At 68.5% G+C, this 12,646-nt stretch carries 8 protein-coding genes; 4 read left to right on the plus strand and 4 right to left on the minus strand.

What is annotated here, in order from left to right:
- Positions 1 to 124: 124 nt before the first annotated feature.
- A complete protein-coding gene (locus ABJF88_00875; GenBank protein MEP0545463.1) occupies positions 125 to 355 on the minus strand; it encodes a hypothetical protein in 231 nt (76 codons plus the stop codon).
- Positions 356 to 563: 208 nt separating this feature from the next.
- Between ABJF88_00875 and ABJF88_00880 the strand changes: the two genes are divergently transcribed.
- Positions 564 to 995, plus strand: a complete 432-nt coding sequence (locus ABJF88_00880; protein ID MEP0545464.1) for a hypothetical protein — start codon at positions 564 to 566, stop codon at positions 993 to 995.
- A 54-nt stretch (positions 996 to 1,049) separates the two neighbouring features.
- On the opposite strand, the gene ABJF88_00885 is transcribed toward ABJF88_00880, so the two are convergent.
- Both ABJF88_00885 and mrdA read right to left on the minus strand, forming a co-directional pair.
- Entirely contained in the window at positions 1,050 to 2,318 is a 1,269-nt protein-coding gene (locus ABJF88_00885; protein MEP0545465.1) for an FtsW/RodA/SpoVE family cell cycle protein, read from the minus strand.
- Positions 2,319 to 2,382: 64 nt separating this feature from the next.
- A complete protein-coding gene (mrdA, locus tag ABJF88_00890; GenBank protein MEP0545466.1) occupies positions 2,383 to 4,236 on the minus strand; it encodes a penicillin-binding protein 2 in 1,854 nt (617 codons plus the stop codon).
- A gap of 449 nt (positions 4,237 to 4,685) precedes the next feature.
- Here mrdA and ABJF88_00895 point away from each other — a divergent pair, with 449 nt between their 5' ends.
- The 3 genes from ABJF88_00895 (at position 4,686) to ABJF88_00905 (ending at position 9,946) form a co-directional block, all read left to right on the plus strand.
- Positions 4,686 to 7,922, plus strand: coding sequence for a peptidase S9 (locus tag ABJF88_00895; protein ID MEP0545467.1), 3,237 nt, complete (start codon positions 4,686 to 4,688; stop codon positions 7,920 to 7,922).
- A gap of 83 nt (positions 7,923 to 8,005) precedes the next feature.
- Positions 8,006 to 9,094 (plus strand): quinone-dependent dihydroorotate dehydrogenase, encoded by a 1,089-nt coding sequence (locus tag ABJF88_00900; GenBank protein MEP0545468.1) that lies wholly within the window; start codon positions 8,006 to 8,008, stop codon positions 9,092 to 9,094.
- 63 nt (positions 9,095 to 9,157) lie between these two features.
- Positions 9,158 to 9,946 (plus strand): CPBP family intramembrane glutamic endopeptidase, encoded by a 789-nt coding sequence (locus ABJF88_00905; protein ID MEP0545469.1) that lies wholly within the window; start codon positions 9,158 to 9,160, stop codon positions 9,944 to 9,946.
- Positions 9,947 to 9,977: 31 nt separating this feature from the next.
- Here the strand turns inward: ABJF88_00905 and ABJF88_00910 are convergent, their stop codons facing one another.
- Positions 9,978 to 12,260, minus strand: coding sequence for a sodium transporter (locus ABJF88_00910; protein MEP0545470.1), 2,283 nt, complete (start codon positions 12,258 to 12,260; stop codon positions 9,978 to 9,980).
- Positions 12,261 to 12,646 lie beyond the last annotated feature (386 nt).

A 12,646-nucleotide genomic window follows, 5' to 3' on the forward strand; every position in this document is an offset into this window, starting at 1 on the left:
GGGGGCTCGTATGATAGGCATCCCCGACCGAGCGGTTCGGCCCCGGCGCACCGTCGCGGCGCATGATTCGATGAATTTGCGCCCTCAGCCCCGGTCGGCGATCGACCGGGTTTCCGCCCGGTGGTTACGCGCGCTGAGGATCGAGCGGGCCGAGGCCGATCCGCCGGTCCACCTCGTCCACGAAGGCGCGCGCAGCCTCGAACGCGGCCCGCTCCGTGCGGAAGCCGTCGGGCGAGCGGATGACGGTGCCGCCCCGCCCTCCGATCTCGTACCCGAAATGGATGATGTCGCGGGATACGACCCGGACGTCGAATCCCTTGTACCGTTGAGAGGAATTGCTAGCGAATGACGACACGGCGCTTATGTGTGTAAATACAGAGCGAACCTAACTATTTCGCACGCGAACTACAACAGGGTGGAAAACTTAGACCCTGCAATCTCCTAACCTGTAACCATAAAGGAGAATTTTTCTGCCCTGCCGCGCTCGGACCCCGCCCCCCCCAACCTGTCGGAACCGGCGCCGTCGTCCCCGCCGTTTCACGGTCCACCCACCTCGTACCGCCATGCGCTCCCTGCCGCTCGCCCTGCTCCTCGCCGTCCCCTTCGCCGGTTGTGCCGCCACCTCCCCCACCGGAACGCCCGGCGGCGACCCGATGGAGCGCGAGGAGATCGTCGAGCGCGACGTGATCGTCGACGGCGTCTCGATCCTCGGCGTGTGGAACGCCGTCGGCGCCCTCGACGAGCCCGACGTGGACAACGACCTCCGCAGCGGGATGCTCACCGAAACGCTCGTCATCAACCCGCGTGGCCGGGCCACGCTCTCCGGCGAAGACCGCCGCACCGACGCCGGCCGCCAGAGCTTCGACGGGCGCGTCGAAGGCAACGAGCTCGCCTTCGACGACCTCCCCGGCCGGGCCACGATCGACGTCCGCAACGACGGGCGGATCGTCGTCACCGACCCGCGCGGGCGACGGACGGTGTACGAGCGGGACTAGCGACGTGTGGAGGTTTGGAGGCACGAACGTCCACACGCCCACACAACAGGATCCTCACGCTCTGTAGATCGAGAACTCGTCGCGGCGGGCGTAGAGGTTCACGGCGATCGCGATGAGCGCCGTGTTCGCCAAGAGCGCCGAGCCGCCGTAGGAGACGAGGGGGAGCGGGATCCCGATCACCGGCATCAGCCCGATCGTCATGCCCATGTTGATGAGGAGGTGGGTCAGGAAGATGCCGGCGGTCCCGGCGGCGAACACCTTCGGGAACGGGTGCGCCGCCCAGCTCCCGAGGCTGGAGAGCCGGATCAGGAGGTAGCCGAAGATCACCAGGAGGACAGCGGCCCCGATGAAGCCCCACTCCTCGCCGATGATCGTGAACACGAAGTCGGTAGACTGCTCGGGGATGAACGCGAGCTGGGTCTGCGTCCCCTGCATGAACCCCTTCCCGAAGAGCCCGCCCGAGCCCACGGCCGCCTTCGACTGGATCACGTGGAAGCCCGTCGTGAGCCGGAATGCCTCGGGGTTCGTGAACGCCACGATACGGTCGATCTGGTGCGGCTGGAGCACCTTCGATAGCCCGATCCACGCGGCAATCGCCGCGCCTGCGCTGAACGCGAACGCCGACGACGTCAGCCACTTGTCGCGCGTCGCCACGAGCATGGCGGCCGTAAAGAGGAGTGCGAAGATGAGGGCGTACGTCGGGAAGTCCGGGTTCTGGACGACGGCGAGGTAACCCGCCACGACGGGCGAGACGAGGAGCGCCATCAGCGGGAGCGGGACGCCGCCCCAGAACAGCACGACGGGGATCGCCGCGACGAAGACGAGCGCCGTCCCCGTGTCGTTCTGTAGCACGATGATGGCGGCCGGGATGAGGAGGATGGCGACAGCGACGAGCGCATAGCGGAGCCGGCCGGAGCGAGCCTCGGGCGAAGCCATAAACTTCGCCACGGCCAGCAACGTGCCCACCTTGGCGACCTCCCCAACCTGGAGTCCGAAGGAGCCGATGTAGAGCCACGCCTTCGCCCCGTTCACCTCACGCCCGAACAGGAGCGTCGCCACGAGCAGGCCGAGGACGGCGACGTAGACGAGGTACGTGCTCTTCTCGATCACGCGTGCCGGGATGAGGAGGATCGCGACGAGGGCGGCGGCCGAAACGCCGAAAAACATCAGCTGCCGGTCGAAGTTGCGCTGCACCGACTCCAGCAGAAACTCCGCCGCTGGGCCGTGGGTGGAGCTGTAGATCGCCGTGAGGCCGATGCAGACGAGCGCGGCCCAGGCCAGCAGGACCGTCCAGTCGATGTGTTTATACCACGCGCGGTTCATGCGGAAGCGGTTGGAGGTGCGGTTGGATGTGGTGTAGGGGCTTGATGCATCAAGCCCCTACCCCTCAATTTCCATCGGTCTCGATCGGAGCGGAGCGCTGAGCCTGGGTGAACGTGATCAGCTCGGGCCGCTTGATCTCGCCCGTGAGGTACTGCTCGATCATCAGGCTCGCGATTGGAGCCGCGGCCGTCGAGCCGTACCCGGCGTTCTCGATGATCACGCCGACGGCGATCTGCGGGTTGTCGGCCGGGGCGTAGGCGATGAACACCGAGTGGTCCTTGCCCTGCGGGTTCTCAGCCGTGCCCGTCTTACCGGCAACCGAAATGCCCTCGATCTGCGCACGCCGCGCCGTCCCGGCCTCGACCACGAGTTCCATCCCACGCCTCACGATCTCGAAGTTCTGCTCCGATATCGGGATCTGGCGGACGCGGTGGTTCGGCTTGACGATCTCGCCCGTGTCGGTGTTCACCTGGTAGTCGACGAGGTGGGGCGTGGCGAGCTTGCCGTTCGTGGCAATGGCGGCGGTGTGACGGGCGAGTTGGAGCGGCGTCGCACCCATGTTGCCCTGGCCGATGCCGAGGTTGATGGTGTAGCCCGGTCCCCAGCCAGCGGGGAAGACGCGGTCGAAGTACGACGAGTCCGGGATGAGGCCGGGGCTCTGGTCCGGGAAGTCGAGCGGGGCGAGCGTGCCGAAGCCGAAGCGGTGCCCCCAGTTGCTCCACGTCGTGAGGTCCATCCGCTTGCCGTTGATGCGGTCGTTCATCAGGCGGAAGAAGAACGTGTTGCACGAGACCTGGATGGCGCGCTTGACGGAGATGTTGCCGTGGGAGCCGCCGTGGCATTTGAAGAGGCGCCCGCCGAGGACGTAGCCGCCGCCGCAGTACAGGTTCGTCTCCTCCGTGATCATCCCCTCTTCGAGTGCGATCGCCGCCATGAACGGCTTCCACGTCGAGCCCGGCGGCTGGTACATCTGGGTCGCGCGGTTGAAGAGCGGCTTGGCCTGGTTGCGGTAGATGTAGTCGACGAACTCCTGGTCGAGCTTGCCGGCGAACTTCGTCGGGTCGTAGTCCGGGGCGCTCACCATCGCGATGATGCCGCCGGTGTTGACGTCGAGGGCGACGGCGCCGCCGCGCATGTTCACCATCAGGCTCTCGGCGAGGGCCTGCACGTTCGCGTCGAGCGTGAGGTGGAGCTCGTAGCCGCTCTGCGGGTCGATGTCCTCGGTGCCCTGCTGGTACGGAGCGACCTCCATCCCGTGCACGTTCACCATCACGAAGTCGCGGCCAGGCCGCCCGCGCAGGACGGTCTCGTACTCCTTCTCGACGCCGGCCTGCCCGATCACGTCTCCGAGCTTGTAGCCCTGCTGCGCCATCTGGTCGAGCTGGCCCTCGGTGATCTCGCGGACGTAGCCGAGGGCGTGGGAGGCGTCGGCCTCGGTGTGGAACCGCCGCTTCTGACCGATCTCGAACCCGACACCGGGGAGCTGCCAGCTCTCCTCCTTCAGACGGGCGAACGCGTCGAACGGCACCTCCTTGAAGAGGATCGAAGTCTTGTAGGGCGAGTACGCCACGATCTCGCGGTACTTCGCCTCGGCGAGGGAGTCGGGCACGCCGAGGAGTCCGGCGAGGAGGCCGAGCTTCTCGCGCTCGAAGTAGCGCGGCGTGAGCGTGACGGTATACGTCGGCTGGTTGTCGACGAGGAGCGTGCCGTGGCGGTCGTAGATCAGCCCGCGCGCCGGGCCGACGACCTTCTGCTCGACGGAGTTGGCGATCGCCTCGTCGCTGTACTGCGCCCGGTCGAGGAGCTGCATCTGCACGAGGCGGACCGTGAGCAGGCCGATGACGAAGAGGATGGCCCCGACGAAGATCGTGAGGCGGAGGCCGCTGCGCTCCTGGGGCTGTGTGTTTTCTAGCTTCATTGCGAACTCGGATCAGTCGGGCGGACGGTGCGAGGGCATAACGCGCCCGTCCTGCGTTTTAGTAGCGGCGTTTACACGCGGACCGCGCCGCACGGATTCTGCGTTACACATATTTGACTCGATCATCGATACGCCTCGCTGCCCCTCTCCCGTTCCCCCTCCGCCCCCCTGTCCACCCGCCGTTCCCCGTCCGCTCCCGACCGTCCACTCGGCCCTCCGAACCGGCGGCGCGATTTGGGAACGGCCGAAAGAACCAGCGCGGGGATATTGGGTACACCGTAATCCGGCGCGGTCCGCCTCGCGGCTCCGCATCTGGATTTCCACCCCGCCTCGGAGGGCGCTTCTCGATCCCTTTTGTTACCACCGACCGGCCCCGGTCGGCTCTTCGGTACACTCCTTCCACGCGGCCGCGCTCGCCCCGAGCCGGCCGCGCTGACCGCTGCGTACGCATGACACTCGCCCTCCGCTTCGCCCTCCGCCTCCTCCCGGCCCTCCTCGTCGGCGCCGTCCTCTTCGCCCTCACGCCCGCCGCGCAGGCGCAGTACTTCGGGCGCAACAAGGTGCAGTACGACGACTTCGACTTCCGCGTGCTCAAGACCGAGCACTTCGACATCTACTACTATCCCGAGGAGGAGCAGGGCGTCCGCGACGCCGCGCGCATGGCCGAGCGCTGGTACGAACGGCTCTCGACGATCCTCGACCACGAGTTCGACGAGCGGAAGGCGATCATCCTCTACGCCGATGACGCCGACTTCCAGCAGACGAACGTGATCGGCGGGCAGATCGGGCAGGGCACGGGCGGCGTGACGGAGGGGTTCAAGCAGCGGATCGTGATGCCGCTCACGGGCTCCTACGAGGACACCGACCACGTCCTCGGCCACGAGCTCGTCCACCAGTTCCAGTACGACCTCTCGACGCGCGGCGGCACGTTCGCCAACTTCGTCCGCCTCCCGCTGTGGATCGTCGAGGGCTTCGCCGAATACCTCTCCGTCGGACGCGAGGACGCGCACACGGCGATGTGGCTCCGCGATGCCGTCCTCCGCAGCGACTTCCCCACGCTCGACCAGCTCACGCGCGACCCGCGCTACTTCCCCTACCGCTACGGCCAGGCGTTCTGGGCGTGGGTCGGCGGAACGTATGGCGACGAGGGCGCCGTAAACCTCTTCAAGACCTCGCTCTCGATGCCGCTCGACTCGGCGATCGTGGCGGTGACGGGGCTCACGCCGGACTCGCTCAGCGCGCGGTGGGGCCGGCAGGTGGCCGACACCTACGCCCCGCTGATGGCCGGGATGACCTCACCGCCGTACCTCGCGGAGCAGAAAGCCGACGACGCGATTCTCCTCGCCGACAGCCTCAACCTGCCGTCGCTGGAAGGCCGCCGCGTCCTCGCCCGCGAGCTCGACGGCGGCGACGTGAACATCGCCCCCGCCGTCAGCCCCGACGGCCGCTACGTCGCGTTCCTCTCCGAGCGCGACCTCTTCGGGATCGACCTCTTCCTCGCCGACGCCCAGACGGGCGAGGTGCTCAAGAAGCTCGGCGACGTCAACAGCGACCGCCACCTCGACGCCCTCCGCTTCATCAACTCGGCCGGGACGTGGAGCCCCGACGGCGAGAAGTTCGCCTTCGTCGTCTACGTCGAGGGCGACAACGAGATCGCCATCCTCGACGTGGGCACGCGCGAGATCGAGCGGCGCATCCGCGTCGGCGACATCGGCGCGCTGAAGGACCCGGCGTGGAGCCCGGACGGGCGTCAGATCGCCTTCGCCGGGATCAACGGTGGCATCTCCGACCTCTACCTCGTCGACGTCACGAACGGCACGGCGCGCCAGCTCACGAACGACCGCGAGATGGACCTCCAGCCTGCGTGGAGCCCCGACGGGAAGACGCTCGCCTTCGCCTCCGACCGCGGCCCCGGCACCTCGTTCGAGCGGCTCACGACGGCGCAGCCCCGCCTCGCCCTCTTCGACCTCGAGACGAGCGAGATCCGCCTGCTCTCGCTTTTCGAGCGGGCCAAGCACATCAACCCGCAGTACAGCCCCGACGGCGAGAGCCTCTACTTCCTCGCCGACCGCGGCGGGTTCTCGAACATCTACCGCACCGATCTGGGGACGGGCGAGGTCTTCCAGGTGACGAACATCGCGACGGGCGTCAGCGGCATCACGTCCCTCGCGCCGGCCCTCTCGGTCGCGGCGCAGACCGGCCTCCTGATGTACTCTGTCTTCGAGGCGCAGAACTACAACATCTACGCCCTCTCGCAGGACGAGGCGCAGGGCACCTCCGTCAACGCCGACGTGCCGCCGGAGACGATCCAGGAGGACGGCGTGGCCGAGGCCGGTATCCTCCCGCCCGTCGATGCGCTCGGCCGCAGCGTCGTCGAGGAGTACCTCGCCGACAAGGACACCGGGCTCCCCGACACGCGGGCGTTCCCCGACGAGCCGTACTCGGCCCGCCTCGGGCTCGACTTCGTGAGCCAGCCCTCCATCGGCGCGGGCTACGACCCGTACTACGGCTTCGGCGTGGGCGGCGGCGTGGCGATGCGCTTCTCCGACGTCCTCGGCAACAACATCCTCGGCGTGACGGTGCAGGCGAACGGCTCGTTCAAGGACATCGGCGGGCAGGTGTTATACCTCAACCAGCGCCAGCGGCTCAACTGGGGCGGGACCGTCTCCCACATCCCGTTCCTTCAGGTCGGCATCGCCAATAATCCCGACATCCCAGGCCCCGGCGAGGAGGGCGAGTGCGACGCGAACAACGACCGACAGCTCGATCCCGGGGCCAGCCCGCAGTGCCAGTTCCCCATCACACGGGTCTACCAGCGGATCTACCTCTCGCAGGTTGCTGGCATCGCGGCGTATCCGCTTTCGCAGACGCGGCGGTTCGAGGGTAGCCTCGGCTATCGCCGCATCGGGTACGGATTCGAGTACGACGCCGTCGTCGTCGACGGCAACTCGGTTCGGGGGGACCGGCGCGGCATCGACCCCGAGGAGTTCGGCTACCGCGGCGACGCCCTCCACCTCGCAGAAGTCGGCGGCGCCTTCGTCGGTGACTACTCGTTCTTCGGGTTCACGTCGCCCGTGCGCGGCGGGCGCTACCGCTTCGGCGTCGACGGGACGGCGGGCTCGCTGAACTACGTCACCGCCACGGCCGACTACCGCCGCTACCTCTTCGCCAAGCCCGTGACGCTCGCCGCGCGCGTCCTCCACTACGGTCGCTACGGCCCCGACGCCGAGAGCGGTGACCTCTTCCCGCTCTACCTCGGCTACGGCACGCTCGTGCGCGGCTACCGCGCCGGCTCGTTCGAGACCCAGACGGAGTTCCGCGCGATCGAGGGCCAGCTCTCTGGCAGTCGCATCGGTGTGGCGAGCGCCGAGGTCCGCCTCCCGTTTCTCGGAACGAGCGAGTTCGGACTCATCGACTTCCCCTACTTCCCGACGGAGCTCACCCTCTTCGCCGACGCCGGCGTGGCGTGGGGCGAAACAGGCCGAACCTTGAGCATCAATCAGTTGACGGGCGAGCGCGAAATCCTCGGCCGGCCTTTCGATGAGGCGAAACCGATTTACAGCGTCGGCACCGCCGCGCGCGTGAACATCCTCGGCGCGCTCATCCTCGAGTTCTACTACGCTTTCCCGTTCTCGCGCGACGACCGTAGCGGCGTCTTCGGCGTGAACCTCTCGCCGGGTTGGTGAGTCGAGCAGCGAGTTTCGAGCGACGAGCGACGAGTGGTAGCTTCGGCCTATCCTCGTCGCTCGTCATTCGTCATTCGTAGCTCGTGTATCCCCTCCTCCGCCCCCTCCTCTTCCGCCTCGACGCCGAGACCGCGCACCACGCGGCGCTGCGGACGGCGCGGCTCGCGCAAACGGTGCCGGGCCTGCTGCGGCCGCTCTTCCAGTTCGAGCACGACGCGCTCCACCAGCGGCTCTGGGGACTCGACTTCGCTAACCCGGTCGGGCTCGCGGCGGGCTTCGACAAGAACGCCGAGTTCGTGCGGTTCTGGCGAATGCTCGGCTTCGGGTTCGCCGAGGTCGGCTCGGTGACGGCGAACCCGAGCGCGGGCAACCCGAGGCCGCGCGCGTTCCGGCTGCCCGACGACCGCGCGCTCGTCAACCGGATGGGGCTGAACAACGTCGGCGCGGATGCCGTCGCGGAGCGGCTGCGAACGGCGGAGCGAACGCTCCCGCTCGGCATCAACCTCGCCAAGACCCACGACCCGGCCATTCTCGGCGACGCGGCGACCGACGACTTCCTCCAAAGCTTCCGCCGCCTCGCGCCCCTCGCCGACTACGTCGCCCTCAACGTCTCGTGCCCGAACACGGCCGAGGGCAAGACTTTCGAGTCGCCCGATGCGTTCGACGGCCTGCTCGCCGCCGTGATGTCGCTGCGCGCCGACCTCGGGCTCACCGTCCCCGTCCTCGTCAAGCTCTCGCCGCCACCCGCCGCCGCCTTCGATCCCGGCCCCGTCGATGACCTCGTCGACCTCGCGCTCGGCCACAGCATCGCCGGGTTCATCGCCACGAATACGGCCTCGGACCGCGACGGGCTGACGACGACGACGGCTCGGCTCGACGAGATCGGTCGGGGCGGGCTGAGCGGGGTGCCGCTGGCAGAGCGGGCGACGGCGCTCATCCGCCACCTTTCCCGTCGCACCGAGGGCAGCGTCCCGATCATCGGCGTCGGCGGCGTGGACTCAGCGGAGGCGGCGTACCGGAAGATCCGCGCCGGGGCCTCACTCGTCGAGGTCTACACGGGGCTCGTGTACGAAGGGCCGGGGCTCGTCGGGCGGATCAATCGGGGCCTCGTCGGCCTACTGGAGCGCGACGGGTTCGCGTCGGTGACGGAGGCCGTAGGGACCGAAGCGTAGGGGCACAGCTCATCGCTCCGCCGTATTTTCGGCCACTCCGCTCACCTGCTCCCCGCCCCCCCCATGCGTGACCGCCTTCGCCGCGAGTGGCTCGCCTTCCGGCAGATCTTCGCCGCGATGGACCGGCAGGCCACCGTCGTGCTCGTCGCGGCGACGGTGCTCGTGCTGCTGCAACTGCAAATCGGGAGCCGGCGCTTTTTCCGGACGGAGCTAGCGGGCGGGTTCGACCCCGCCGACGTGCCCCTCCTCTCGTGGGCGTGGTGGTTCGGGGTACAGGGCGTGCTCGGGTTCGTGATCCCCGTGCTGCTCCTCGTGCTCGTCTTCAAGCGGAAGCCGTCCGAGATCGGGCTCGGGCTCGGGGACTGGCGGCTGGCGTCGCTCATCGCCGGACTCTACCTCCCGCTCGTGGCCGTCGGGACGTGGTATTTCTCGGCAGACCCGGCGTTTCAGGCGCAGTATCCGCACCTCCCGAGCGCGGCCCAGAGCTGGGAGGTGTTCGTGATTTACGAGCTGCTGTTCCTCTTCTACTGGGTCGGCTGGGAGTATCTGTGGCGCGGGTTCGTCCTCTTCGGCACGGCGCCGGCGTTCGGGCCGCTCGCGATCGTCGTGCAGACGGTGCCGTTCGCGATCCTCCACGCGACGAAGCCGCCGGCCGAAGCGTACCTCTCGATCCTCGGCGGGCTCGCGCTCGGCGCGCTCGTGTGGCGGTGCCGGAGCTTCTGGATCGCCGTCCCGATCCACGCCGCGCAGATGCTGCTGATCGACTTCTTCTGCGCCCTCCGCATCCGCACCGGCACCACCGGCTACGGCCCCGCCGCCTTCCTCGACGCGCTCCGCGGCCTCGGCGGCTGACTCCCCGCCAGATGCTGACACGCGCCCGAGGCTAGGCGAGGGCGTTTTCGTGACCGGAGGAGCCGCAGAAGAGGCAGGCACTCCGCGTGGCCCGCACCATCTCCGCGACGAACTCGAGGTCCGGCCCCGCCCCATCCCGCCGCAGCCCCATCACGTCGATGTCCGACTGCGGCGCTCGCGCCACGCATGCCTCGAACGTCCCCACCATCACCTCCGCGTGCGCCGAGTCCGGAATCCGGGCGAGGTCGCGCAACTCGGCGAGGTGGAGGTAGGCGCGCCCCACGTCCCGCTGATCGTCCACGACGGTGAGCAGGTTCAGCTCGGCCTCCCAGGCCCGCGCGAGCCGGAGCGCAGTCAGGATGCCGAGGTTGAGGTCCGAGCGGTCGAGGTAGTCCTGGAAGGCGAGCGCGCCGAGGCGCGGGCGGACCCAGAGGTTGACCGTCTTGCTCATCCCCAGCCCGGCCTCCGCGTGCAGGGCCAGCAGCATCACGCCGACGCCCAGCCGGCTCGTCTCCTTCACGATCGTGCGGAGCTCCTCGTGGCGCTCGACGTGGCGCGGGAGGTTCAGGAAGAGGACGTTCGGGGCGAAGAACGCGCTCCGCAGCGCCTGCACGCCGGTCACCACGCCGGTCGCGAACCCCGCCGAGTCGATGACCGAGCTCGTCGTGAGCACGCCGTTCTTGCGGAGCGTCCGCGCGAGCCGCTCGATGCGCGGGGTGAGGTCGGCCACGGTCTCCGTCGTCGCGACCCCGAGGAGCTTGATGGAGCCTTCGGGCCGGCACACGTCGATGAGCAGGCGGAGCTCGCCGCGGAGCGTGGCCGGGTCGAGGACGGGGACGAGCAGGCTCGGCTTCCACGCCCGGCTTGCCGTCATCTCGAGGGCGATGACCTTGCCGGCGGCCCACTCGGCGAAGGCGGCGAAGATGCCGCTGCGGACGGTGCCCGTGCGCGGGGCGATGCCGCGCCACGTGATCCAGAAGTAGATCCCCACGACGACGCCCACGGCGACGAGCCCGAACGTCGGGTTCACGATGAACATGGCGAACACGCAGCCGAGCGCGCCGAAGAGCGGGACGATGCGGGGGAGCTGGAACGTCGGGCGGAAGCTCATCAGCCCCAGGCTCGCCTCGGCCAGCATCACCACGTTGATGACGGCGTACGTGATGAGGAAGAACATCGTGATCATGGGAGCGATCACGTTGAGGTCGCGCAGCAGGAGGGCTGCCAGGACGATCACGCCGGTGACGACCATGGCGCGGCGTGGCTCGCCGCCGCTCGTCCGCGCCAGCCACGCCCCCCCCGGCACGAGGCGGTCCTTGCCGAGCGCCTGGATGATCCGTGGGGCGCCGACGAGCGAAGTCAGCGCCGAAGAAAACGTGGCCCCGAGCAGCCCGGCGAGGACGACCGGCCCCCACGCCGCCTTGTCGATCATCACGGTGTAGTTCGAGACGAGTTCTTCCGGCGTGGCGGCGCGCACCGTCCACACCATAAGCAGGACGTAGATCACGAGCGAGACGCCGATCGCCGAGAGTGTGCCGAGCGGGATGCTCTTGCGCGGGTTCTTCAGCTCGCCCGACATGTTGGCCCCGGCCATCACGCCCGTCGCAGCGGGGAAGAAGACGGCGAAGACGAGCCAGAAGTTGGTGCCCTGAAAGCCGTCCTCGGGCGCGCCGGGGTAGCTCCCCCAGAGCTGCACCTCGCCGCCCACACCCCGGAGGAAGTCCGGCGCGGCGAAGATCGAGACGAGCGAGAGCGCGATCACGGCCATCACCACGTACTGGATCTTGAAGGCGAGGCTCGCCGAGAGGTAGGCGATCACGAAGACGACGCCGAAGATCACGAGGTCCACGAGGAGCGCCGGGTGGTCGGGGAAGACCCACGTCCAGCCCTCGCGGAAGCCGAAGACGTACATCGCCACGGCGAGCCCCTGCGAGAGGTAGAGCGGCACGCCCACGCTCCCGCCGACCTCGAACCCGAGCGACTTCGAGATGATGGCGTACGGCCCACCCGCGCCGAGCCGCGTGTTCGTGGCGATGCTGGAGAGCGAGAGGCCCGTGCAGAGCGTGATCCCGTTCGCGAGCGCGATGATGAGCAGCCCCCCGAGCAGGCCGGCATTCCCGACGACCCACCCGAGCCGGAGGTACATGATCACGCCGAGGATCGTCAGCAGCGTCGGCGTGAAGACCCCGGCGAAGGTGCCGAAGAGCTTTGGACTGTCCACGATCTCGGCGACTTCTTCCTCCGGCACACCGCCCTGGGCCTCGCCTCCTCCGGGAGCCAGCAGCAGATCTGCATCGGCCGAACCCGGCCTCACCACGGGGCCGGAGGCCTCAGGAGGAAGGGGAGCGCTGGAGTCCGTCATCGGCGTGGCCTAGAGGTAGATGCAGGAGATACCGCTTCCTCCGCACATGCTCAGCCCGTTCAGCGGCTTGAGCGCTATCGGATAATACGGAACCGACCTGCGATGCGTACGGGCGCCCGCCGTGCTCGGGGTGACGCTCGCGCCGGGAATCCGATAGGCCGCCGCTACAGGTCGGAGTGGACGGGGACGAGGTGCATCACGCCTTGCCCGTAGGGCTCGAGCACAGCCGTGTGTCGACGCGCTACGCGGGCTGGGCGGGTGGGCATTTGTGGGTTTTGATAAACGCCCTGCTCGTTTAATTTGGAGGTATGGCTCCACTCACGGTCTGCGGAGGTACC

Source organism: Rhodothermales bacterium (assembly GCA_039944855.1).
Lineage (GTDB): Bacteria > Bacteroidota > Rhodothermia > Rhodothermales > JANQRZ01 > JBBSMX01.

Coding starts and splice junctions, on each gene's coding strand:
- ABJF88_00880 (MEP0545464.1), top strand. CDS start 564: ATGCGCTCCCTGCCGCTCGCCCTGCTCCTCGCCGTCCCCTTCGCCGGT.
- ABJF88_00885 (MEP0545465.1), bottom strand. CDS start 2,318: ATGAACCGCGCGTGGTATAAACACATCGACTGGACGGTCCTGCTGGCC.
- mrdA (MEP0545466.1), bottom strand. CDS start 4,236: ATGAAGCTAGAAAACACACAGCCCCAGGAGCGCAGCGGCCTCCGCCTC.
- ABJF88_00895 (MEP0545467.1), top strand. CDS start 4,686: ATGACACTCGCCCTCCGCTTCGCCCTCCGCCTCCTCCCGGCCCTCCTC.
- ABJF88_00905 (MEP0545469.1), top strand. CDS start 9,158: ATGCGTGACCGCCTTCGCCGCGAGTGGCTCGCCTTCCGGCAGATCTTC.